Raw genomic sequence first — 23,551 nt, 5'->3', positions numbered from 1 at the left:
GATATTAATTAACCGGGTTATTTTAATAAAACCCTCAAACTTTATTTGCTTGAGGGTTTTGTGTTTATAAGCATTCGTCACTATCAGATCTTTTAATAAGATCGCTATGGATTATCGATGCCAAAGCCATTTCGCAGTGCAAACTGAATCAGTTCGGTATAGTTGTCGAGTTCCAAAATATCCAACATGCGGTATTTGTGTGACTCAATGGTTCTAGGGCTTAAAAAGAGGATCTCCGCACATTGCTTAGCAGTATACCCCTGTGCTAATTGAGTCAGAACCGTACATTGCTTTTTGGTCAGCAACAGTAGCTTTTCACTTTCGTTGATGTTGTCGGCTTCATCGCTGGTGACACTGCGCGTCATTTTAGAGTGCTGCCAAAAGCAGAGCCAAATGTCACTGAGCAGCTTGATTCGTGTCATGTCCGTCGTTTCAATCGGTGTGTCGTAACGGTTGAAGCGTGAGAAGCCGATAGCGCCCCATTGTTGTCCAAATAACGAAAGGCTCACAATCCCATGCCAATTTGCACCTTCTTCATAAAGTACACGTAATGGGTCGACCTTGTGGCTTTTGAGGGTTTCTTCAGGGAACAACTGCCAACACTTTTTTGAACGCAAAAGCTTAAGATAATCAAGATAATTACCTTTTAGAAAGCGTTCCATTTCAAGCGGTGGAGTATCTGTTTGGGATACGGAGATACTCTTGCCTGTGTCCAAAAGAATCATAGAGTTTGGAAAGAGGGTAAGCCTGTCGAGTTTAAACCAAGTTAACGCTTCTCTTGCCAGCAAGGCAAAAGTGCTATCGAAATCTTTGGGTTGGCATGCGGTCAAAGTGTTGGTTTGGTGAGAGAGGAGATCCTCAAAGCTCGCGAATTGGTTATCTTTCATATTGACCGTCTTTTGTGGTTTTAGACAAAATAGCGGCAATAACTAAAGTGTGTCAACCTAATTTTAGAATGGCGTTCTGAATAAAGTGTGGCGAGTATGCTTAAATGCTACTGATTAATTTATTAGTTTTATCGAGAAACGATTAGTGAAATTCACACTGAACTCTGTATAGTAGCAACCGTTTGCTTCGTATAACCCCAATGATATGGTTTGGGGGTCTCTACCAGCTCCCGCAAAGTGCTGATTACGAAGGGTTTAGATCACAATTGTGTTCTTACTCTTTGTAATGGCGTTCAAGAAAACCTCCTGTCTATTATTCAGAGTAAGTGCACACCTAAAATCCATAGTAGGTGAAATATGAACGCATTTATTCAAGGGCTTCCAAAAGTAGAGTTGCATTTGCACATTGAAGGCTCGCTTGAGCCTGAGTTACTTTTCCAGCTTGCTCAACGTAATGGCATTGATCTGCCTTATTCATCCCCAGAACAACTAAGACGCGCATACGAATTTGATGATTTGCAATCATTTTTGGATATCTATTATCAAGGTGCGGATGCATTGCGCACGGAACAAGATTTCTATGATTTAACTTGGGCGTATTTAGAGCGTTGTAAAGCCGACAATGTTATTCATACTGAGATTTTCTTTGATCCTCAAACACATACGGAGCGTGGTATTGCATTTGAAACTGTGATTAACGGGATTCATCGTGCGCTCGAAAGTGGTCAAAAACAGTTAGGTATCTCTTCTCAAATCATAGCTTGTTTCTTACGACATCTGCCTGAAGAGAGCGCAATCCAAACGTTCGCCGATGTGTTGAAGCATAAAGATAAGATCGTCGGGGTTGGGCTGGACTCTTCTGAATTAGGACACCCACCAGAGAAGTTCAAGCGTGTATTCCAACAAGCAAAACAAGCGGGCTTCTTAACGGTGGCGCATGCAGGGGAAGAGGGGCCTGCTCAAAACATTGTCGATGCGATTGAAATGCTCAGCGTGAGTCGAGTGGATCATGGCGTGCAGTGCATGACAGACGAAGCTTTAATCGAAGAACTGATTGTAACGAAAATGCCACTGACGGTGTGCCCACTATCGAATATTAAATTGCGCGTATTCGATGTGATGGAAGACCACAACATTGTCGAACTGTTGAGAAAGGGTGTGGCTGTAACGATCAATTCAGACGACCCTGCATACTTCGGTGGTTACATGTCGGATAACTTTAATGCGGTGAGCCAAGCTCATGAGATGACGCGCCAGGAGTTAGCGCAGTTTAGTTTGAATGCGATAGACGCGAGCTTTATTGAAGCGCCATTGAAGCAGCAATATCGAGAGCTTGTTCAAGGCTACCTTTCTAAAGCTGATTCTGAGTAGCCTGTCGTTTAGATTTCGACAGCTAAAACTCTTAAGCTTAGCGCCTTATAACGACCGACATATGTTGGTCGTTTTTATATTGGTTTTACGCAATTCTTAGGCTGAAAATAACCTAACTTACTAAGAGATATGATTTTATTTTGCGAAAAACATCTCGTCCTAGCGGTAATGAACTACCTTTAGAAGGAGTGTAAAATGCAGCACTAAGGCTGTATAACGAAAACATAGCGATTGTCGGAGGAGGAATACACCGTTGTTAGACCCAACAATCAGTGAACAAATAGAGTGGCCATGTGAATTGCCGCAAGGATTGATCGATAGCTTAATCGAGATTGCTGTTTTTAAAACGAGTGTTCATAGCCTCGAAATTACCCAGAAATTTCAAAACCTGCCTGGTGTTTTCTATATTCTTAGCGGCTCTGCGGGAATCTGCTTTTCTACCGAAAATATGAAAAGCATATCTGGAGGTGTGATTGGAAGGGGAGATTGGATAGGTGCTTTGTCTGTTCATGCTGACTACAACCTTTTTGCTGTAGCAGAGGAGGTCGAGCCTATCACTATGGTGCTTTTCCCCGCCGAGAAGGTGTTAGCGCTAGCAGAAGAGCAGTGCATGGTATTCAAATGGCTGCTGCATAGTGGGACCAGAGCACAATCTATTTGGATGCAGGCTTACTTATCCTCGATTCATGAAAAAGAGCAGAAAACCATTTACGTCTTGTTGGAGCTTGCGGCGCGCCAGAACAATATTGCAGGTGCGACCGTGAGTATTAATATCTCACAAACTCAATTGAGTACCATTACAGGGATCTCGAGACCCAGATTGAATGAGGTGCTCAAAGGTATAGAGCAACAAGGCTTAGTGAAGATTCAAAGAGGGAAGGTGTTTATCACCGATATTGAGGGTCTGTATGAGCGTATTTCACCAATGAATTTGATGATGCGTGATCCTGTCGCTGAGATTAAGGTGTGAACCTCTAACAGCAGAACTAACCTTTGGATGATTAAATTTTCAGTGATTAACAAACATTAAACGAAAAATTATGCACAGTGTTCTTTTAGGAACATACATCAAAAGAGAATACCTATAATGTTCACTCTAGATTTATAAATTGAATTAGAGCGAAATAGAATTGTTATGAAAATGGCTGTATTGGAATATAAAGTACTGGGACTTGGTGACTGGATTAAAACAAGAATTTCTAGCCGTTGTGCATACTTACTGGCTGAAGAATATAAAGCGTTGGGATGGCCAACCAGAGTAGATGGCAAAGTGGTATCGACTGAGTCTGCTTAGTCTATACGAGCCTAAATTACCTAGATGAAGACAAAAAAGAAGCTGGCAGTGTGCCAGCTTCTTTCATTTTAGATCAAGACAGGTGAGTTACTTGTTCACGTAGTCTTTGAATTTCTGCTTTGTTTCAGCATCTGCTTTTTCGTACCAGAAATACAACATCTCTTCAGCTGTATTTGCGGCATTTCCGTCAATCTTTGCAGGAAGCGTTACTGGCTGCGCGACAGCAGCCGCTGCGCCCGCGCTAGCACCTACTGTAAGTGCTGCGATGCCGCCTTTTTGGTTGTATTCCTTCGCTTCTTGCGGGTACTTACGACCAATCTGCATGCCATCTTTGATTAGCTTATCTTGCTTAACACTGATTGCATTTTGGTTTTCATCAACCAGTTTCCAATCTAAGTTTTGAAAGCCTTTTTTTGCTTCGTTGGTGTTGCGGAACTTAGGCATGTCGAACGTCAATGCGGTGTCTGTCGCGTCAAAAGTAGCAATAATGGTATCGCTATCGACAAACTCACGGTCGTTGCCTTGGCTGAAAGCAAGTTGATATTTGAAAACGATTTGGTTTACGCCATCTGGAACGGTGATCGTTTTGCTTGAAGAGAAGAAACCACCGTCAAGATCGGGTTTAGCCTCATTTACAGCTAAGACTTCGACTAAAGCATCTGCGCTAGAAGGAACTTCAATTGTTACGTCAGCTAACACTTGTGGTGCTGCGATAATTGTCGAAAGCAGCGCAATGGATTGTAATGTTTTCATAGTCATACAGTTATTTAGGTGAGTAGTTCTACACTCGCATGCATAAAGAAGTATTTCAAGTTGCCTTGTCTCGATTTGGTAAAATTCACCGAAACTTAACCTAAGCCTAGTTTTTGAACGTGTTTATTGTGTGGTTTCTAGTCAGGTGAGAGCGTGGACTTGGCTTATTTTCTGTTAAAGCATCTTCATCGACGTCGGTTGGCGCTTGAGGCGGTTTTAAAGAGACATAAATAGGAACGATTGCCGAAATCCAAATAGCATAGATGGTAATTACGCGATTGAAGGCGACGAACCAGGTTTCACTGCCCGTACTAGATGTGTAGTAGCCAATGAGCGTTAGCAAGGTGCAGGTGATAGCCCACATCACAGTGGAGGTTGGATCTTTCGTTGTTGCCGCAAGCAATACTATCGTAACGTAGGGAACGGCCATAGCAATGCCCAAAGGTACATGATAGTCGACTACAAAAATGATGGTTGCACCAAGAGCCAAGAACAAGTGTGGGCCGGTGCTAGGTAAGTTCAAATTCCATATCATGTGATACCTTCCTTTACCCCATTTTGCGTTGCTGGTGGAGTTTGTGTATCAATCGAGTGGCTTGATGACTATTGACCATCAATCGATTGATCAGTTGTTGAAGCAATTCTGCTTCGGGCATGATGTGCTGGTCGGCTATCTGTTCGGCTGAGCTCGCGAGTTCAAGCACTTCGTTCATTTCATATCTTGCTGCAATCTCTTTAACCGCCTTCAATGTTCTGGAGAGGTCATCCTGTTTGGCGTCCGAAAATAGCTCTATTAACTCATCGATTTCGTTTTCTAGCTCATCAACGAGAGAAGTTAAGCATTTGAGTTTCTCGTCTGTTTTAAGCTCATCGTTAGTTAAAAATTGGCTACGCGACAGTTCTTCCTCTGTGAGGGGCAATTTGTTCTTAGGGTGACGCGTTAACATCGTGATGTTACTTTTTTCCTTGTTTGGAAGATTGTGTGCGTTAACGGAGTGATGGCGGTTGACCTCAAACTGTTGGTGAAACTCGTTGATGGCGTTTTGTAAGCTGTTTTTCTGTAACGGTTTGGTGAGTACAAAGTCTGCGCCTGATTCGATGAATTCATCGTGGGCCTCTTTGAATACATCGGCGGTACATGCAAAAACAACCGTAGTCAGCTTGAGTTCGCCACGGATTTTTTGAATCGCTTCAATACCGCTCATGTTGGGCATATGGTTGTCCATTATGATCAGGTCATATTGGTTTGACGCCAACTTATCTAAGGCCTGTAAACCGTCGTAGGCATTCTCAACCGTTAAGTTTATCGACTCACAGAACTTCCTAATCACCATTGCGTTGATCTTGTTGTCTTCGACTAACAATACTGAGAAGTCATCGAGAGTCTCATTGGTTTTGGTTGGCGTTTGGTCGATGACTTGTTCTTCAAGCTCATGCATTTCCAACGGCAAAGAGATCTTAAATTGAGTGCCCAAACCAAGCTGGCTGGAAACCTTAATTGTTCCGCCCATCAGTTCGACTAACTGCTGAACAATGGAAAGCCCTAACCCTGTGCCACCAAACTTACGGGTTGTTGAGAGCTCGGCTTGTTCAAAGGCCGTAAATATATGGTCGATTTTGTCTTCTGCAATGCCAATACCGGTGTCAGTCACTAATATATTCACGCTTGGTGGGGTAGTCGGTGCAATCAAGAATTCCACTTCAACCTTTCCTGACTCAGTAAACTTGACTGCGTTGCCTGCTAAGTTAAATAAGATCTGACGGGTACGTGCAGAGTCACCAATCAACTGAATATTGGTAGGAATGTTATCTTTAATGATAAAAGCGAGGCCTTTGTCTTCTGCAAGAGGTGTCAATGTTTTATCAAGGTGTGTAACTACGTCGGTGACAGAGAACGGGCTGTATTCCAACTCCATCTTGCCTTGTTCCACCTTAGAAAAATCGAGAATGTCATTTAATATGGTGACGAGATGCTGACCAGAGTCGATGATGATTTGGACCTGTTTGCGAGTATCTAAACTTTGCGAGTCTTCCTTTATGATTTGAGCGATACCTAACACACCATTCATTGGGGTTCGTAACTCGTGGCTCATGGTCGCGAGAAAGAGAGATTTTGCTTCACTGGCTTTTTCTGCTCTGTCTGCGGCTTCTTGATAAGAGAGGTTGTTTCTCTTGAGTTCGAAGACTCGGAAGAAAAACATGGTGAATGAGAACGCTAAAGTTAGCAACGCCAAAACAATAATAAGCTTAACGATGATACTTTTAAGCTGGTCTTGCAGATCGGTAAACTCATGCTCAATATGTTCAATGTACTCCATGCTGTGTGCTGAAAGTACTTGAGATAGTAGCTGACTTTGTTGTTGGTTGAGTTCAGTAAACGTTTTATAAAGGTTCGCCAGCTCGGAGTTGACACCAGAATGGTTAATTTCGATTCCCCCAACCAACACACTCGCAAGAAGCGCGCTTTGAATGTCGATATTTGCATTGTTTATCTCAGCATCAGTTGAGCTGCTCTCTGTGAGTTGTAGAGTTAAAGATTGCAGAATAAACTGACGAGCCACACTAAGTCCTACTAGGTTGTCTAGCGTATCTAAGTTCGACATTGAAGCATCGTAAAAGCGCTCCAATAATTGCGCTGTTGGTAAGTGTTTAAAGAACGTAGAGTGGATATTCTCGCTTTGATAACTTTCTCTGAGCAGTTGTAACTCTCTTTCTAAAGCCACCAAATCTGCAGACATTTGATAAGGGTTGGAAATACCCGCAAGCGCTGCATTGGTGATGTGATCACGCATTTCTAATACTTCATGGCCTAACTCCCGAATAGGCACTCCATATTCGGTGACCTTTTCATGCTCGGAGTAGGTCAGCATAATAAAGCTAATTAAGCCGATGAAAAGCGATACAAACAGTAGAAATATGAGTCTGATCTTATTCATTTTCAAACTCCATTAACATTTGAGGGCGGTTACCGGTGAGGGATTCGAGGAAGACTTTAATATCGTTGATGGTCTGTTTTTCAAACGTTTTACCGAGTTGGCTTTCACCCATGATTTTGATCGCTTCTTCGAGTGTGGCTGTTTGCCCGTCATGAAAGTAGGGTGCAGTGATCGCCACGTTTCTTAAGCTAGCAACACGAAATAGGTGCTTGTCTTGTGGTTGAGCGGTAAACATAAAGCGACCTTGGTCTTCACTTCGCTCGGCTCCTGTTTTCGATAACCCAAAGTAACCAAATCGCATCACCATGCCTCCACCAATGTTGGTACCTTGGTGGCAACGAATACAGCCTTCTTCTTGAAAGGTTTCCCAACCTCGTTTGGCGGTTTCAGAAAGTGCTGTGTTGTCACCTTTTAAATACAGGTCGAAAGGGGCATTTGGTGTGGTCAAACCCTGCATAAATTCAATAAGAACAGCCTTAATTGAAGCTTCGTCAATGGGCGTTGATTGTTCTTGGAATAAGTCGATGTAAGTTTCCGATTGAGACACATAATCCGTAATATGTTGCCAGTTTGAATCCATTTCATCGACGTTGTGCACTGGGCCATCAATTTGATCGCCGAGATTATTCACTCGACCATCCCAGAAGAACCGATAGTTAAAGACTGCGTTAAAAACGGTGAGTGAATTTCTCATCCCTGCGCCGTTTACGCCAATCGAAACTGGAATTACCTCTGCGCCGTTAGTTTGTAGGCTATGACAACTTTCACAGCTCACACTGCGATTAGAAGAAAGGTTAGGGTCTTTAAATAGCACCCAACCAATTTTTGCCAGTTCATGATTTATCTCGGGAGAGTTTGGAATCGGAGATATGGGTTGGCTTGAAGCGACGGTTTTATGTGCGTGCTTTTCTTCTGAATGTGCGGAGTGCCCTGAAGAGTGAGAGTCATCATGATCGCTTTCATGGGCGTGATCTTCTTGGTGTTCGAACGAGGTGTGCATTTTTGAAGAGGCCGCGTCATAAACTAGCATAGCGACTGAAACGACAATGACAGTTATGCTTATTCCTGCTAAATATGGCGTTTTCATAGCATCAGTTCCATCTAGTTTAGGTTATTTGCCAGTCAGAGTCCGTCTGAGCTAGCACTTATTCACCTTATAAATGCTAGGTGTATGAATATAAACCTAGTTGCGCATGGTTAATGTTGCAAGATAAGTGGTAGGAAATTAAGTTGCGTAGGTGATTGTCTCGCGGGGATTGATCGGGAGATCTTAGTCAGAATTGAATGAAGTTCTTTCAATTCAATTTAAGCTGAATGGCGTTAAACGAAAAAAAGCCGTGGTAACTCAAGTGAGTTATCACGGCTTTCGTACTAGATTATGTATTTACTATAAATCTTAGTGCAATACACATCTATACAGTTTGCACAGTCTACACCGCCTATCTAAGCTTATTTGGCTTGCGCTGCTGCCGCCTCTAATTGCTTAAGTTTACCTTGAAGCATGTAAACGTTCTGGTTGAAGTTACCAGGGTTCAGCACTTGGCTTTGCTGCATTGGGTAGTCAGGTAGCGTGTTCATGAACTCTTGTACTTTGCCGCCTACTGGTACGAATAGCCACATGTTGTCTGCCATCCAACGTAGGTACATGCCAGATTCGTGTGGTGCTTTTTCGAATGGGTCAGCACGTAGGTGTACTACTTGAGGCCAGTTTGTTTGGAAGCGAACGGCATCTGTGATGTTACCGTCCATCACAGCGAATGAAATCTTGAAGTCATTCCAACGTACTGCGTTTAGCTCAGCGTTAGCAGAGAAGTAAAGCATGCTGTCACGAGGGCCTTTCTCTTCTTTACCTTCGAAGAAAGGTAGGAAGTTGTAACCATCTAGGTGTACACGCCAGTTTTTACCGTTGTAAGTTGCACCTTTGTCAGATGCTAGCTTCTCAACCACTTTATCATCACCAGCGGCTGCTAGTAGAGTAGGGATCCAGTCTTGGTGGCCCATGATGTCGTTGATCTTAGTTCCCGGTTTGATAGTACCAGGCCAGCGAACTAGCTGAGGAACACGCATACCGCCTTCGTAAGTTGTACCTTTCTCACCGTGGAAGTAAGTAGCACCACCATCAGGCCAAGATACGGTTTCTGCACCGTTATCGGTCGAGTAGATAACGATTGTGTTGTCTGCGATCTTAAGCTCATCAAGCTTGTCTAGAAGGATACCCACTTGGTCATCGTGCTCTAACATACCGTCAGCGTAGATGCTGATACCAGATGCGCCTTGGTATTTCTCTTGTAGACGAGTCCACACGTGCATACGAGTCGTGTTGTGCCAGATGAAGAATGGTTTGTCAGCTTTCACTGCTTTTTCCATGAACGCTAGAGATTCTTCTAGGAACTCTTCATCTGCGTGCTCCATACGCTTGCGCGTCATAGGACCGGTATCTTCAATCTTACCGTCAGAAGTCGACTTGATTACACCACGAGGGCCAAAGTTCTTACGGAACTCAGGATCTTTAGGGTAGTAGTATGTCTCTGGCTCTTCTTCCGCGTTCAGGTGGTAAAGGTTACCGAAGAACTGGTCAAAACCGTGGTTCGTTGGAAGGTGTTTATCTTGGTCACCCATGTGGTTCTTACCGAACTGAGCCGTCATGTAGCCTTGTTCTTTAAGAAGGTCAGCGATTGTTGGAGCCCAATCTGGGATACCGTGGTCAGAGCCCGGCATACCGATAGTCAGTAGACCTGTACGGAAAGGTTCTTGACCGGTTAGGAATGCAGCACGGCCAGCAGTACACGATTGTTGACCGTAGTGGTCAGTAAATAGTGCGCCTTCGTTAGCAATACGGTCGATGTTAGGTGTTTCGTAACCCATCATACCGTTGTTGTATGCACTGATGTTGAATACACCAATGTCATCACCCCAGATAGCAAGAATGTTTGGTTTTTCTGCTGCTGTTGCCGCTGAAGAAGCTGCTAATAAGCCAACACCTAATGCTAGTTTATTAATTTTAGTACCCATAAGGACTCCGATTCACTTTTAAGATTAATGCGTTAGAACAACACATCGATGAGCAAATGTTATTCCCAAAATTCCGTTCCGTCCTTTTATAGTGCTTATAACCAATCGTTATGATGCTTAGGTAACCTATTGATTAATATCAGCTCCATTAGGTGCCTAGAATAAAGCCTTAGTTTGTATGTGTGATCCTTATCATGTTTGTTGGCGTAAACCCTATCGATGATTTGTGTATCCGTATCTCAATAAAAATGACAAAAAGATTAATAGCTTAGGGAATCTCGCGCATGTGCAAAAAATGGACTATACGTTGTAGGGCAGGATGCAAATAACTTACGAAGAGGTTTCTATGACAGCGAAATATGGCGCTAAACGTCGATTAGCGATTTTGGGTACAGCAATGATGGCCGCGTCCAGCGCCACTTTTGCGGCAGAAAAGCCAAATATATTGGTCATTTGGGGGGACGATATTGGTCAATCCAATGTGAGTGCATACACCTTCGGTCTCATGGGTTACAAAACCCCGAATATTGATAGTATCGCCAAAGAAGGGATGATGTTTACGGACTACTACGCAGAGCAATCTTGTACTGCTGGTCGATCTACCTTTATTACGGGACAAAGTGTATTACGTACGGGTTTGAGTAAAGTAGGCTTGCCGGGCGCAGACATTGGCTTACAAGCGGAAGACGCTACAATCGCAGAAATGCTGAAACCCATGGGTTACATGACAGGTCAATTTGGTAAAAACCACCTTGGCGATAAAGATGAATTCCTTCCAACAGCACACGGGTTTGACGAATTTTTTGGCAACCTTTACCACCTAAATGCTGAAGAAGAACCAGAAAATGAAGATTATCCAACCGACCCAGAGTTTCGTAAGAAATTTGGCCCTCGTGGCGTTATCAAGTCATTTGCTGATGGCAAGATTGAAGATACTGGCCCACTAACGCGTAAGCGTATGGAAACGGTTGATGAAGAAACACTAGACGCGGCACTTGATTTCATGGATCGCGCAGTGAAAGCGGACAAACCATTCTTCGTTTGGTGGAACGCAACACGTATGCACTTTAGAACGCACGTGAAAGCTGATAGTAAAGGCGTAACCGGTGTTGGTAACTACGCTGATGGTATGGTTGAGCACGATCGACACGTTGGGCAACTATTGAAGCAAGTGGACGAGTTGGGAATCAAAGACAACACCATCGTTTTCTACTCAACGGATAACGGCCCTCACATGAACTCTTGGCCTGATGCGGGTACAACCCCGTTCCGTGGTGAGAAAAACACCAACTGGGAAGGCGCATACCGTGTACCAGCAATGGTTCGTTGGCCTGGTAAGATTGAACCAGGAACCGTATCCAACGAAATCATGCACCATATGGATTGGATGCCAACCTTCGTTGCCGCTGCTGGTGATGACCAAATCAAAGAGAAACTACTCAAAGGTCATACTGCCGGTGATAAAACATTTAAGGTTCACTTAGATGGTTATAACTTCCTTCCTTACTTAACCGGTGAAGAAGAGAAAGGCCGTCGTTCGGAGATCTTCTACTTTACCGATGATGGTGATTTAGCGGCGCTTCGTTACAACCAGTGGAAAGCGGTGTTCATGGAGCAGCGTGCAACGGGTACGATGCAAATCTGGGCTGAACCGTTCGTGACGTTACGTCTTCCTAAGCTGTTTAACCTGCGTATGGACCCATACGAAAACGCAGACATTACATCGAACACATACTACGACTGGTTGTTAGACCATGCTTATATGTTCGTTCCAGCACAAGCGTATGTAGGCAAGTTCCTAGAAACCTTTGCTGAATATCCGCCACGCCAAAAAGCCGCGAGCTTTAGCTTGGATCAGGTAATGGAAAAACTTCAGGAGTCTCATAACAAGTAAGTCATTGTTTGAGTCAAACTGAACAGATTGAAGAGCTCTTAGGAGCTCTTTTTTTATGCGCATATCGATGAGTAAATCCCGGTCGTGAATACGAGTCACAACTATGGAGCTCATTGCCACTAAATAATTGTAAATTCGTTGTTTTTACGTCTACCTTATTAAGCATAAGGATGTATAAAAACAAGGAATGTTATGTCTGCATGGTTGTGCTCACTGGTAAACGGATTGAAACACCAGCGAGTCGCAGTATTATCCGCAATCTTGTCTTCACTGATGTTGTCGCTGTTCAGTTTGAACGCTTATGCCAACGAGCAAGATCCTAATATCAACTCTGATATTTCAAAGACCAGTTCTGTAGCTTCACACGTTAGCTCTGACGCTTTACCTATCGGCTCTAAAGCCACGTATGTCGGTTCGGAAGCGTGTATTGATTGTCATAGTGAAGAAGTCGAAGCGTGGGAGGGCTCTCATCATGATATGGCGATGAAGCACGCTACAGACGAATCTGTATTAGGCGATTTCAACGATCAAACAGTCTCTCATGACGGTAAACCCAACCGATTTTTTCGCAAGGGCGAAGAGTTCTGGGTCAATATCGAAGGGCCAGACGGCCAGTTTAAAGATTACAAAATCAGCTATACCTTTGCCTTTGAACCACTACAACAATACATGGTTGAATTTGAAGATAGCCGTGTACAGTTGATTCCATTCGCTTGGGACTCTCGCACTGAAGGCGAAGGCGGTCAACGCTGGTTTCACCTCTATCCTGATACCACCAATACCGATGAATTCTACTGGACCAACAGCGGTCAAAACTGGAACTTCATGTGTGCTGATTGCCACTCTACGAATCTAGAGAAAAACTACGACAGCGCGAGTAATACCTACAACACTACTTGGTCTGAGATTAATGTCGGTTGTGAAGCGTGTCATGGCCCTGCGAGTGAGCACGTTGAACAGGCCCAGCTAGCAAAAGCTAACGGTGGAAAGGATGTTCAAGTTTCGGCGCATTATGGTTTTGATCGCGACTTGTCGAAGTCGGTGAAAGAGTGGATCTATCAAGAGGGTAATTCAACCCTGCAACCAAAAGACATCATCCATACCAATCAAGTTCAAACCTGTGCTCAATGCCACAGCCGACGTACTCAGTTGAATGAAACAGGCGACCACGTGAACGGGTCATTCTTTGATAAGTATCGCCTGAGCTTAATTACTCCTGAGCTTTACCACAACGATGGTCAAATCTACGATGAAGATTACGTTTACGGATCTTTCCTTCAATCCGTGATGGCTGAAAAAGGCGTCACATGTACTAACTGCCACGATCCCCACACTGCTGAACTAAAAATTGCGGAAGAAGCCGTGTGTAGCCAATGTCACATTGCATCGGAATACACGCCTGAAAAGCACACATTCCACGAAGCCAATACCGAAGCATCACAATGTACCACTTGTCACATGCCAGAGACGACTTACATGGAGGTGGATCCAAGGCGTGACCACAGTTGGCATATCCCACGTCCTGATATTAGCCAACACATTAAAACGCCGAATGTGTGCACTAGCTGTCATGAAGATCAAACCGACCAGTGGGCAGATAAGCAAATCGGTGAGTGGTTCCCTGATTCTAAGTATCGTAATCAGCAGCATTTTGCCGTGGCCTTTTATGCTGACTCAATAGGGCACCGAGGGGCAGAGGATGCGTTGGCGTATTCGGCTCAGGATTCCAGCTTAAGCAATATCATTCGAGCATCGAGCTTAGAACGTTTGGGCGGTAATACGGGTAAGAATACGCTTATCTCGCTGGCAAGAGCGGTGAAACATGATGACGAGATGATCCGTTTGGGTGTGGTGCAAGGCTCGTCTGGCTTCCCATTCACTGATCGATGGCAGATTTTAGAACCGCTACTGAAAGACCCTGTATTATCGATTCGTTCAGAAACCGCAGGCGCATTAGTGCGTTATTGGGGAGAAATGAATCCTCTGCAGAAAGACCAAATCAAGCCTGCATTGGAAGAGTACATTGAAATACAGCAATTTAATGCCGACAGAGGATTTGGGCGTACTAACCTAGGCAACGTTTACCGAGATTTAGGCCAGCACGATAAAGCGATTGAGTTCTATCAAGGTGCTATCGAGATTGAGCCTTACTTCGAAAACAGCTACGCCAACTTGGCGGATTTGTATCGAGCGCAAGGTAACGAAGCAAAAGCGTTGTCGACCTTGAAGCAAGGTATTGAAGCTCAGCCTAAATCGAGTGTTTTGCCATACAGCACAGGATTGTCTCTGCTTCGTGTGAAAGATTACGAACAAGCAACGGACTACCTTAAACAAGCCGCTGAAACTGCACAAACCGACCCTCAATATTGGTATGTGTACGGATTGGCTTTGGAGAAATCGGATGTGCTTGCGGCAAGTCAATCACTGCATAAGGCTTACCAATTTAGCCGCAACCCACAGCACCTGTATGCCCAGTGTGAAGTGTTGGCGCGAAACAGCCATATACCGGGCGTACCAAAGGCGTTTGAGCAATGTATTTCATCATTGAGCAAAGTGGCTCCGCCGGAAGCCATTAACCAATTGAAAGCTAGGTTTAAATAAAGCGATGAGGTGAGCTTGGCTATCGAGCTTATAACTAATAGTTATGGGGCTTGTGAGTAGGATGTACGCAGCCAGATTGAATTAAGGGAAGACCTATGAACCATGCGCAACAAGCAATAAACCAACTGATTGAACAAACAGAGAAAAGTGTTATCGGTCAGAGCCACGTCGTTCGGGCTCTGGTGATAGGGTTATTGACTAACGGCCATGTGCTTTTAGAGGGACTTCCCGGTACAGCGAAAACTCGCTCAGTAAAATCGCTGGCGAATCTACTGAACACCAGTTTTGGTCGAATTCAATTTACGCCAGACCTGCTGCCATCTGATGTGACGGGTACAGAAGTGTATCAAGAGCTTGATGGAAAGCCTCAACTGCATTTCCAACCGGGTCCTATTTTCAACAGCATTGTATTAGCCGATGAAGTCAACCGTGCGCCCGCAAAGGTACAAGCGGCTCTGCTTGAAGCGATGGCGGAAGGGACGATTACGGTGGGTGGTCAAACTCATATTCTGCCAGATCTGTTCATGGTGCTCGCTACGCAAAACCCAGTTGAGCAAGAAGGTACGTATCCACTGCCTGAAGCACAAATGGACCGTTTCATTATGAAAGTGACGGTCGACTATCCAGAAGATGAAGCGGAACGTGACATTATTCGACTAGTCCGCAGTGAAGAGTTGGGTAGCGAAACCAGTTCAGAATTAGTCACTCCGGAGCATATTGAACCTGAGTTGGTGCTTGAGGCTCGCCGCCAACTTCCAGACATTGCCGTTTCCGATTTAGTTGAGAACTACATTGTGGCCTTGGTGATGGCGACTCGTAAGCCAGAGCGTTACCCAGAATCAAACTTGTCTAAATGGATTGAGATTGGTTCAAGCCCGCGTGCTTCCATCGCGTTGGATAAATGTGCTCGCGCTTATGCATGGCTGCAAGGGCGTGACCACGTCACTTTAGACGATGTGCGTGCCATGTTACCAACCGTATTAGGTCACCGATTCTCGTTGTCTTATGATGCATTGGCTGATGGCGTTGATCATCAAAGAGTGGTTGAAGAACTGCTTGATAATGTTGAGATTGGATAACTAGGGGGCGTCATGGCGAAGCCAACACAAGCTCCCAGATCGCAAGGCCTTGATCCACGACTGTATTGTGATTACTCAAGGTTAGTGCGAATTCAGGCTCAAGCTGAGTCGTTTTCTTTACTGCCTCATCTAAAGGCGGGCAGTGTGCTGTCGGGCAGGCACAACTCATTGTTCCGTGGTCGAGGTTTGAATTTCGAGGAGTTACGTCACTACCAACTTGGTGATGACATTCGTAACCTCGATTGGAAAGTTACGATGCGAACAGGTAAACCTCATGTTCGTAGTTATACCGAAGAGAAAGACCGTAATGTGATGATCTGTGTTGATCAACGCAGCTCGATGTTCTTTGCATCTCAAAATACCATGAAATCCGTTGTGGCCGCTGAAGTCGCAGCATTGTGTGGATGGCGAGTGCTGAAAGATGGTGACCGAGTCGGCTTCGTTTTGGCTTCACACCAAAAGCTCTTTCATACCAAAGCACAGCGTTCTCAATCGGACTTATTGGCTCAGTTAAAACATCTGACCAAAGCCAATCAAAGCTTAGGCGTCAATGTAAGTGATGGCGATAATGTTGGTTTTAGCCAGTGGATTGAACTGATCAAGCGAATGAGATTGAAGCAGTCGACCTTAATCTTTATTAGTGATTGGCGAGATTGCCAAGAGCAACATCTTGACCGACTAAAACAACTGCAACAACACAACGACATCTTAGCCATTATGGTCACAGATCCATTAGAACAATCATTGCCTCAAGATCTGGCAAGCGCAAACTGGGTGGTGGGTGATGGTCGCTTTCAACTTAATCTGGATAGCCAATCTAAGGTTAACCTCGCAAGTGAAAGCCTTGCCCAAAAAGCGGCACTCCAGAAGCAGTCGCTTGCTAAATTGATGGCGATGAAAAACCTTCCTTATATCGAATTAGACACCTCGGGCAATCACATATCACAGCTGCAAAAGCTGGTGGGAGGGCGCTAGATGGCCGTTGAACATACGCCTCCAAGTACTTATATCCTTCGCGATCTGCACGATGTCGCCATTCCTGAGAGTGTGAGCTGGATGCCGCAAACCATTGGTTGGAAGATCCTCGGCGTTGCCTTGCTGTTGGTTGCCATCTACCTGGCTTATCGTTTGGCGCAGAGATGGTGGAATAACCGTTATCGTAAAGAAGCGCTTCAAGAGCTCATGGTATTGGATGCAAGAGACAAAAACTCAACCGAACGAACCTTTAAAGTCCTCAAAGTGGTGCTTCGTTATCTAGACAGCAGCAATGCTAAGTTGTTTGGGCAAGCTTATGTAAACCGTTTGAACGCTTATCTGCCCGTTAGCGCTAACACCAGTGAAAACAGCAATGCGTTCTTTGCCGATGAAGTTTCGGAATTATGGATGCAGAGCCTAATTGACCCTAATGTGCGTTTGAGCTTTGAACAGCGTTTAGAGGTGATTCAAACCGCGATGATGTGGCTAAAGCTTCATAAACCCGATGTACAAACAAAACCGAATGTACAGGTGATGGTTGAGGGGCAAGATAATGTTTGATGTTTTATCTGCCAGCTTTGAATTTGCGCACCCGCTATGGTTTATCGCGCTGCCTTTGCCGTTGTTGGTCTACTTTGCTGTGCCTGCTTATCGAACTAAGCAAATGGCGATTAAGGTCCCATTTTTCCGAGATCTGGTTGAAGCGATTGGGGAAGCTCCGTCAGAAGGTGCCAGCCAGTTAACGCCAAGCTGGTGGCAACGGACCACGCTCATTATTACTTGGGTATTGGTCGTGTGCGCGTTAGCGAAACCAACCATTCTTGGTGAGCCACAGGTTCGTGAACAATTGGGTCGTGATGTGATGGTGGTGGTCGATTTGTCTGGCTCAATGGCGGAGCAAGATTTTACCTCTAAACAAGGCGATAAAATCTCTCGTTTAGATGCGACCAAAGAGGTGTTAGCCGACTTTGCGAAAACCAGAAAAGGAGACCGACTCGGTTTGATCTTGTTTGGTGATGCAGCGTTTGTACAAACACCGTTTACCGCGGACCAAAATGTATGGCTTGAACTGCTTAATCAAACCGATGTCGCGATGGCAGGACAAAGTACGCACTTGGGCGATGCAATCGGCCTTGCGATTAAGGTGTTTGAGCAGAGTGAGAAGCAAAGTGCTGCCGTTCAAGATTCAAACGTCGACACCAACGAAAAAGAGAAAGTCGTGATCGTACTAACAGACGGTAATGATACAGGAAGTTTTGTTGAGCCTATTGATGCCGCGAAAGTCGCCAAGGCTAAAGGCGTTCGAATTCACGTTATTGCGATGGGTGATCCGCAAACTGTTGGAGAGGTTGCTCTGGATATGGAAACCATCAAGCGTGTCGCTCAAGAGTCAGGTGGCGAAGCCTTTGAAGCACTTAACCGCGACGAACTGACCAAAGCCTATGCTCAGATTGGTGAGCTAGAACCTCAGCTGTATGAGAGTACCACTTATCGCCCTAAACAGGGGCTGCACCACTACTTGATGGCGATTGTTGTAGTGATGTATTTGACCGCATTCAGCTTAGCAACGATACGCCGAAGATCGCTGCTCGCTGCTTCGGCTAAGAATTTGAAAGGAGAGAGTGATGCCTGATTCTCTCACGATACAACAGTTCTTTACCCAGTTTCATTTTATCCGACCATTGTGGTTGTTGGCCTTTATTCCAATGTTTTTTCTGTTATGGGTTCGTTGGAGAGAAGAGACAAAACCAACGTGGAAAGACATTCTACCAGCACATTTACGTGATGCATTGACGATTGGCGAAACAGGCTGGCGCAAGCAACTGCCATTGAAGCTATTGGTGGTGATTGTGACTATCGCCATCATTATCTGTTCTGGCCCAACATGGCAACGTGAAGCATCGCCATTTGGTGAAGCATCGCCATTTGGTGAAGATAAAGCGTCGATGTTGGTTGTGCTCGATAATAGTGAATCTATGCTCGCTAAGGATTTGCCTCCAAGTCGCTTGGAACGATCTAAGCAGAAAATTAGAGACTTATTGGCAGCTCGCAAAGGCGGTAATACAGGCTTAGTGGTTTACGCAGGCAGCGCACACGTCGCGATGCCCGTCACGCAGGACAGCAAGGTATTTGAACCGTTTCTTGCGGCTATCACACCCGACATCATGCCGGTTTCAGGTAAATCAGCAGAAGAAGCGCTGCCACTCATAAATCAGCAACTGTCTGGTGAGTTAGGTTCGTCAGTGCTTTTAGTCTCTGATGGTGTGAATCCAAGTACGACGCGAGCTTTTGAAACCTTTTTCAACGAAAATCCATATCAGTTGCTGATTTTGGCTGCCGGAAATAGCGATGTGGTGAGCGATAACCCTGTCGACCTCGATTCATTGCACAATTTAGCAAACAAGACAGGTGGTCGAGTAATTGAGGTGACCGTTGACGATTCGGATATTCGACAACTGAATCAAGCGGTTGAAAGAAACATGCAACTTAACGGTGAATCTTCTATGCCATGGAAAGATATGGGCTATGGCCTGCTTATTCCAATGGTGATCATCATGTTGTTGTGGTTCAGAAAAGGATGGTTGGTACAGTGGTGTGTCGTTGGCCTAGTGATTTCGGGCAGCCTGTATTCACCAAGCACTTTGGCGAAAACAGTCAACTTAACTGCTGATAAACCCGTTGTGGTGGAGTCGCTTACAGCTTGGGATAAGACCACTCAATGGTGGTGGGACTTATGGCTAACGCCCGACCAACAAGGTCAACGTTTATTGAATCAGAAGGAGTACCTTCAAGCTGCCAAACATTTTACTGACCCAATGCGAAAGGGCGCGGCTTATTACTATGCTCGTGATTTTAAGCTCGCTCACAGTGCGTTCTTGCAGACCAAAACTGACCTTGGTTTGTACAATGCAGCCAGTGCGTTAGCTAGGCAGCGTGAATACCTTGCGGCGCGAGACCTTCTAAAATCATTAAGCGAGAAAGAAGATCTTTCACCTGAACTAAGAACGGATGTGGAAAATAACCTTGCTGTGCTTAGCGGGATTGTCGAAGAGGTAAACCGAACCAGTGAAAGCCAGTCTGGAACCACAGATGGCCCTGAAGAATCTTTAGAACTCGAAGACGATCAGCCGCGAACGGGTGATGGTGCTGAAGAAGAAACGGTAGCGGAATTGATGCTTAAGGAAACGCTGAATGCCAATGAAATATTGGGCAGTCAAGAGCTTGCCGACAAGTGGTTAAAACGAGTCGAAGCGGATCCTAAATTCTTCTTGAAGTCGAAATTTCAAATTCAATTAAGAGACCCTGCACCGTCTATTGAACAGGCGCCAAAACAGGAACAAGCCTCAAAACAGGAGCAAACACAATGAGTCGATATGATTTAGCTCTTGAAGCGATTCAATCAAAGGGAGTGCGATTCACATCCCGTACATGGTTGCTGTCGATGACTCTTATGTTGAGTTGGTTTTTTCCTGCTGTTGCTTCTGCTGCCGATATCTTCGATCTGCAAAAAAGTGGTGATGTGGAACTTATCGCTTGGGTAGGGGAAAAGCCAAAGTCAGGCGACAAAATAACGCCGGCCAAAGTCAGCGTAAATGAGCAGGTCATTCTGAACATTGAGGTGGCGACACCGCGCTGGTTAACGGGCGGCACTCGAATCGGCAGTATCGAAATCCCTAACGTGATCGCTAAGCAGCGTAACCAACTCGCGACGAACTACACAGAAAGAGTTGGTGGTACTACATGGTCACGTCAGCGTTGGGAAGTGACGCTTTATCCGATGACTTCTGGCGAGTTTGTCATTCCAACCGTTCCGGTTCGTATCCAAGTTTCTGCTCCTGATGGTTCAAACGTGGGCGGTACGCTTTACACGCAGCCGATTAAATTTGAAGCTTCGTTGCCTTCAGGTTTACTCGATAATGAAACGCCTTGGTTTTCTGCGACAGAAGTAGATGTAGAGCAGCAATGGCAACGTTCGAGTGAAGAGCTAAAAGTTGGCGATGCCATTACTCGAATTATCACGATTAAGGCAAAAGACAGCCTGTCTGTGTTGCTGCCAGACGTGCTAACCAATGAGTCCACTCAGCAGTTCCAAGCTTACCCACAGCCCAACCGTTTGGATGATACACAAGAACGTGGTGATTATCGCTCAAGCCGAGTTGAAGAGACGGTATATGTAATTCAGCAGGGCGGTGAATTTACGCTCCCAGAGTTTTCATTTCAGTGGTGGGACAGCAAAAATCAACGCCTTGAAACCGTGGTGATAAAAGGAGAAGTGTTTGAAGCCAAACACACAGTCCAATCTTTCATCAAAGCTTACATGTCGGTGTTTATTACGGTTGGTTTGGCGTTATTAGTCTGCATTGCGTTGATTGTTTCCGTTAAGCGTTACTACGCAAATCGTCCAACACCAAGTTGGTTGGTATTACGTCGTTTACTCAAGCAAGGTAATTGGGCTGCATTAAGAACCTTTATCTATCGTCAATTGCGAAGTGAAACCTCTCAGCTAGAACTAAGTAAAGAGCAACTGGGTAAATCAAATGGGCAAAAGCGTTGGCTAGAAGATAGCGAAGCCCTTCAACAGGGAAGTGAAGATAAAAACGTATTCACTCGTTTATGGAAAGGGTTACGTAACTTGCCCGACGACAAATCAAGACAGAGTAAACCTCGTTCAATTGCCGCTCGCATGAAAATCCCTAAAGCCTTGCCAGACTTAAAAGATAGAACTAAGTAGCAAACTTTAGTCATTCGCATCGAACATAATCGGCAGGTTCTCTACTATGGGGAACCTGCTTCTTTAATATGGAACTGTATGAAAAGTACCGAACTAAATCTAATTCCTATATTTGTTGCTATCTATGAAGAGCAGAACTTATCTAGGGCTGCTAATCGCATGGATATAAGCCAACCAGCAGTGAGTAAAGCACTTGCAAGGTTGAGAGATATCTATGATGAACCACTGTTTCATCGCACCACATCAGGCGTAGAGCCAACCACATTCGCTATTGATATCTATCCTGCAATGGCTGCCGCGCTTAAAAACTTTACTTCTACCTTATCCGCATCAAGAGACTTCGATCCTAAAACATCTGGCCGTGTGTTTTCCATTGCCTGCGTCTCGGCAGCGAGCTACGAAATGATGCCAAAAGTCATGCAGTTAATCAGCCAAGTAGCGCCAGGTATCGCGTTAGAGGTTCATCCTCTGTTTACGGAAGATTATGAGTCCGACTTAAGGCTTCAAAGACACGACGTGATTGTTGATATGACGCCTAAAGGAAGAACCATGCTTAAGCACGAGGTGATTTCTACAGAAGAGCTGGTCGTGGTGTGTAGTAGTGATCATCCTACGGTTGGCGATACGATCGATATGGAACAGTTCTTAGCACTCGAACATGTGGTTGTATCAAGGTGGCATGCGCGCAAAAGCTTATTGAGCTCTGAACACTACAGTGACCTTGAGAAACGTAGAATCGTGTATCGCGCAGCGGGCGTTGTAGAGATGCTGCCTGTTATCGAAGGCTCTGAGTACATCGGTGTAATGCCTATTTCATCGGTGCGTTGTTTTGCTGAAAAGTACGCGGTAAAAACACTGCCATTACCCTTTGAGTTGGAAGACCTCGATATGTGTATGATTTGGCATCCAAGCCGAACTAATGAACCAAGCCATAAGTGGTTACGAGCTAAGATCAAAGCGGCAGCAAAAGAATTATCAAGTTAGCTTATACAAGGACATAGCCATGGAAATCATTCGCGCGATTTTAAACGGAAAGAAAGCCAATATCCCGGAATTAAGGCAAGCCATCTTTGCGGCGAGGGACAACGATATTGACCTGCAAGTTAGAGTGACTTGGGAATCGTCGGATATGTTCCGTTTGGTAAGCGAGGCTATATGCGATGGTGTTAAGCGTCTGATTGTGGCGGGTGGCGATGGAACGGTGAATGAAGCCGTTAACGCGCTCAACCAGTTCCGTGCCAGTGAAAGACCACAACTGGCGATTATCCCGATGGGTACTGCGAATGATTTTGCTACCGCAACGGGAATACCTAATGATATTTCGGGTGCTTTCGAACTAGCGCTGGAAGGCAAGGCGTTTGCGGTGGATAGCGTGCGTGCGAATGACCGCTACTTTATGAATATCGCTGCGGCGGGTTTTGGTGCTGAAGTCACAGCCGAAACGCCAGTCGAGCTTAAAGATTTTCTCGGTGGCGGTGCGTATACACTAACAGGTGTGGTGAAAGCACTCGGCTTTAAGCCTTACAGTGGCACGTTGACCATAGACAAAGGCAGCTTTACCGGCGAGATCCTTGTTGGTGCTTTTTGTAATGGTCGCTTAGCGGGTGGAGGACAAGAGTTAGCGCCTAATGCATTGATTGATGACGGCTTGATGGATCTTACTTTGGTCAAAACCTTTGTGGCTTCTGATTTGCCAAAAGTCATCGAAGAGCTCAAGCATCCAGCCGACGACGGCAAATACATTGTCCATACTCAAGCTCGCTGGTTAGAGATCGATTTCCCTCAGTCACTGCCCATTAACCTTGATGGTGAACCTTATCGTTCCAACCAAATACGTTTTGAAGTCATGCCATCCAGCATTTGTTTGGTGTTGCCAGAAAACAGTCCTTGTTTGGTGAAAAACCGGTAAACCACTTCGATTGGGTAAACGGAGTGATCGACCGATAGGGTCATTCACTCCGCTAAGATTCGTTATGCCTCTTTTTGCGTTTGCTCTGAATTAAGCAAGAAGTAAGAC

Annotated in this window: 19 protein-coding genes and 1 riboswitch; of the genes, 13 read left to right on the top strand and 6 right to left on the bottom strand. The window is 45.1% G+C overall.

Annotated elements, in window-relative coordinates; all coding sequences use genetic code 11:
• Window positions 1-104: 104 nt before the first annotated feature.
• On the bottom strand, window positions 105-887 hold the full coding sequence (locus HRQ85_RS06835) for a response regulator transcription factor (RefSeq protein ID WP_172379114.1): 783 nt from the start codon (window positions 885-887) through the stop codon (window positions 105-107).
• Between the two features lie 167 nt (window positions 888-1,054).
• Window positions 1,055-1,154: riboswitch (purine riboswitch) on the top strand.
• 90 nt (window positions 1,155-1,244) lie between these two features.
• Here HRQ85_RS06835 and HRQ85_RS06830 point away from each other — a divergent pair.
• The 3 genes from HRQ85_RS06830 (at window position 1,245) to HRQ85_RS06820 (ending at window position 3,552) form a co-directional block, all read left to right on the top strand.
• On the top strand, window positions 1,245-2,258 hold the full coding sequence (locus HRQ85_RS06830; RefSeq protein ID WP_172379113.1) for an adenosine deaminase: 1,014 nt from the start codon (window positions 1,245-1,247) through the stop codon (window positions 2,256-2,258).
• Between the two features lie 253 nt (window positions 2,259-2,511).
• On the top strand, window positions 2,512-3,228 hold the full coding sequence (locus tag HRQ85_RS06825) for a Crp/Fnr family transcriptional regulator (protein WP_172379112.1): 717 nt from the start codon (window positions 2,512-2,514) through the stop codon (window positions 3,226-3,228).
• Between the two features lie 165 nt (window positions 3,229-3,393).
• On the top strand, window positions 3,394-3,552 hold the full coding sequence (locus HRQ85_RS06820) for a hypothetical protein (protein WP_165901729.1): 159 nt from the start codon (window positions 3,394-3,396) through the stop codon (window positions 3,550-3,552).
• Between the two features lie 87 nt (window positions 3,553-3,639).
• On the opposite strand, the gene HRQ85_RS06815 is transcribed toward HRQ85_RS06820, so the two are convergent.
• The 5 genes from HRQ85_RS06815 to HRQ85_RS06795 all read right to left on the bottom strand — a co-directional run bounded on the left by HRQ85_RS06815 (window position 3,640) and on the right by HRQ85_RS06795 (window position 10,253).
• The gene (locus tag HRQ85_RS06815; protein ID WP_048608543.1) at window positions 3,640-4,305 is read right to left on the bottom strand and encodes a DUF2057 family protein; all 666 of its coding nucleotides are present in this window, start codon (window positions 4,303-4,305) and stop codon (window positions 3,640-3,642) included.
• A 106-nt stretch (window positions 4,306-4,411) separates the two neighbouring features.
• Complete coding sequence (locus HRQ85_RS06810; RefSeq protein WP_172379111.1) at window positions 4,412-4,840, bottom strand: hypothetical protein; 429 nt, start codon at window positions 4,838-4,840, stop codon at window positions 4,412-4,414.
• Window positions 4,841-4,853: 13 nt separating this feature from the next.
• A complete protein-coding gene (locus HRQ85_RS06805; protein ID WP_172379110.1) occupies window positions 4,854-7,241 on the bottom strand; it encodes an ATP-binding protein in 2,388 nt (795 codons plus the stop codon).
• The gene (locus HRQ85_RS06800; RefSeq protein ID WP_172379109.1) at window positions 7,234-8,328 is read right to left on the bottom strand and encodes a cytochrome-c peroxidase; all 1,095 of its coding nucleotides are present in this window, start codon (window positions 8,326-8,328) and stop codon (window positions 7,234-7,236) included. The genes HRQ85_RS06805 and HRQ85_RS06800 overlap by 8 nt, the downstream gene beginning before the upstream one ends.
• A gap of 362 nt (window positions 8,329-8,690) precedes the next feature.
• On the bottom strand, window positions 8,691-10,253 hold the full coding sequence (locus HRQ85_RS06795; RefSeq protein WP_172379108.1) for an arylsulfatase: 1,563 nt from the start codon (window positions 10,251-10,253) through the stop codon (window positions 8,691-8,693).
• Between the two features lie 346 nt (window positions 10,254-10,599).
• Here HRQ85_RS06795 and HRQ85_RS06790 point away from each other — a divergent pair, with 346 nt between their 5' ends.
• The 10 genes from HRQ85_RS06790 (at window position 10,600) to yegS (ending at window position 23,443) form a co-directional block, all read left to right on the top strand.
• Window positions 10,600-12,147 carry an arylsulfatase gene (locus HRQ85_RS06790; RefSeq protein ID WP_017060009.1) on the top strand — a complete coding sequence of 516 codons (1,548 nt, stop codon included), beginning with the start codon at window positions 10,600-10,602 and terminating at the stop codon, window positions 12,145-12,147.
• A 192-nt stretch (window positions 12,148-12,339) separates the two neighbouring features.
• The gene (locus HRQ85_RS06785) at window positions 12,340-14,748 is read left to right on the top strand and encodes a tetratricopeptide repeat protein (protein WP_172379107.1); all 2,409 of its coding nucleotides are present in this window, start codon (window positions 12,340-12,342) and stop codon (window positions 14,746-14,748) included.
• Between the two features lie 95 nt (window positions 14,749-14,843).
• The gene (locus HRQ85_RS06780) at window positions 14,844-15,827 is read left to right on the top strand and encodes an AAA family ATPase (RefSeq protein WP_050643891.1); all 984 of its coding nucleotides are present in this window, start codon (window positions 14,844-14,846) and stop codon (window positions 15,825-15,827) included.
• Between the two features lie 12 nt (window positions 15,828-15,839).
• On the top strand, window positions 15,840-16,802 hold the full coding sequence (locus HRQ85_RS06775) for a DUF58 domain-containing protein (protein WP_172379106.1): 963 nt from the start codon (window positions 15,840-15,842) through the stop codon (window positions 16,800-16,802).
• Window positions 16,803-17,363: a DUF4381 domain-containing protein gene (locus HRQ85_RS06770; protein WP_172379105.1), complete on the top strand. Its 561-nt coding sequence runs from the start codon at window positions 16,803-16,805 to the stop codon at window positions 17,361-17,363.
• The gene (locus tag HRQ85_RS06765; RefSeq protein ID WP_172379104.1) at window positions 17,356-18,435 is read left to right on the top strand and encodes a vWA domain-containing protein; all 1,080 of its coding nucleotides are present in this window, start codon (window positions 17,356-17,358) and stop codon (window positions 18,433-18,435) included. The genes HRQ85_RS06770 and HRQ85_RS06765 overlap by 8 nt, the downstream gene beginning before the upstream one ends.
• The gene (locus tag HRQ85_RS06760; RefSeq protein WP_172379103.1) at window positions 18,428-20,170 is read left to right on the top strand and encodes a vWA domain-containing protein; all 1,743 of its coding nucleotides are present in this window, start codon (window positions 18,428-18,430) and stop codon (window positions 20,168-20,170) included. Before HRQ85_RS06765 ends, HRQ85_RS06760 begins: the two co-directional genes overlap by 8 nt.
• A complete protein-coding gene (locus HRQ85_RS06755; protein WP_172379102.1) occupies window positions 20,167-21,534 on the top strand; it encodes a BatD family protein in 1,368 nt (455 codons plus the stop codon). Before HRQ85_RS06760 ends, HRQ85_RS06755 begins: the two co-directional genes overlap by 4 nt.
• Before the next feature lie 78 nt (window positions 21,535-21,612).
• Window positions 21,613-22,518, top strand: a complete 906-nt coding sequence (locus HRQ85_RS06750; protein WP_048613320.1) for a LysR family transcriptional regulator — start codon at window positions 21,613-21,615, stop codon at window positions 22,516-22,518.
• 19 nt (window positions 22,519-22,537) lie between these two features.
• A complete protein-coding gene (gene yegS, locus HRQ85_RS06745; RefSeq protein ID WP_172379101.1) occupies window positions 22,538-23,443 on the top strand; it encodes a lipid kinase YegS in 906 nt (301 codons plus the stop codon).
• The last annotated feature ends 108 nt before the right edge of the window (window positions 23,444-23,551 follow it).

The organism is Vibrio sp. Vb339 (genome assembly GCF_902751245.1).
GTDB classification, from domain to species: Bacteria; Pseudomonadota; Gammaproteobacteria; order Enterobacterales; family Vibrionaceae; genus Vibrio; species Vibrio coralliirubri.
The sequence above is the reverse complement of the archived record's forward strand: the minus strand, read 5'-3'. Positions and strand labels throughout refer to the sequence as shown.

Bases quoted from the DNA above. Each gene is read 5' to 3' on its own strand.
- HRQ85_RS06760 (WP_172379103.1), top strand. From the start codon at position 18,428: ATGCCTGATTCTCTCACGATACAACAGTTCTTTACCCAGTTTCATTTT.
- HRQ85_RS06815 (WP_048608543.1), bottom strand. From the start codon at position 4,305: ATGAAAACATTACAATCCATTGCGCTGCTTTCGACAATTATCGCAGCA.
- HRQ85_RS06790 (WP_017060009.1), top strand. From the start codon at position 10,600: ATGACAGCGAAATATGGCGCTAAACGTCGATTAGCGATTTTGGGTACA.
- HRQ85_RS06820 (WP_165901729.1), top strand. From the start codon at position 3,394: ATGAAAATGGCTGTATTGGAATATAAAGTACTGGGACTTGGTGACTGG.
- HRQ85_RS06775 (WP_172379106.1), top strand. From the start codon at position 15,840: ATGGCGAAGCCAACACAAGCTCCCAGATCGCAAGGCCTTGATCCACGA.
- HRQ85_RS06830 (WP_172379113.1), top strand. From the start codon at position 1,245: ATGAACGCATTTATTCAAGGGCTTCCAAAAGTAGAGTTGCATTTGCAC.
- HRQ85_RS06770 (WP_172379105.1), top strand. From the start codon at position 16,803: ATGGCCGTTGAACATACGCCTCCAAGTACTTATATCCTTCGCGATCTG.
- HRQ85_RS06765 (WP_172379104.1), top strand. From the start codon at position 17,356: ATGTTTGATGTTTTATCTGCCAGCTTTGAATTTGCGCACCCGCTATGG.
- HRQ85_RS06780 (WP_050643891.1), top strand. From the start codon at position 14,844: ATGAACCATGCGCAACAAGCAATAAACCAACTGATTGAACAAACAGAG.
- HRQ85_RS06800 (WP_172379109.1), bottom strand. From the start codon at position 8,328: ATGAAAACGCCATATTTAGCAGGAATAAGCATAACTGTCATTGTCGTT.
- HRQ85_RS06750 (WP_048613320.1), top strand. From the start codon at position 21,613: ATGAAAAGTACCGAACTAAATCTAATTCCTATATTTGTTGCTATCTAT.
- HRQ85_RS06785 (WP_172379107.1), top strand. From the start codon at position 12,340: ATGTCTGCATGGTTGTGCTCACTGGTAAACGGATTGAAACACCAGCGA.
- HRQ85_RS06805 (WP_172379110.1), bottom strand. From the start codon at position 7,241: ATGAATAAGATCAGACTCATATTTCTACTGTTTGTATCGCTTTTCATC.
- yegS (WP_172379101.1), top strand. From the start codon at position 22,538: ATGGAAATCATTCGCGCGATTTTAAACGGAAAGAAAGCCAATATCCCG.
- HRQ85_RS06755 (WP_172379102.1), top strand. From the start codon at position 20,167: ATGAGTCGATATGATTTAGCTCTTGAAGCGATTCAATCAAAGGGAGTG.
- HRQ85_RS06795 (WP_172379108.1), bottom strand. From the start codon at position 10,253: ATGGGTACTAAAATTAATAAACTAGCATTAGGTGTTGGCTTATTAGCA.
- HRQ85_RS06810 (WP_172379111.1), bottom strand. From the start codon at position 4,840: ATGATATGGAATTTGAACTTACCTAGCACCGGCCCACACTTGTTCTTG.
- HRQ85_RS06835 (WP_172379114.1), bottom strand. From the start codon at position 887: ATGAAAGATAACCAATTCGCGAGCTTTGAGGATCTCCTCTCTCACCAA.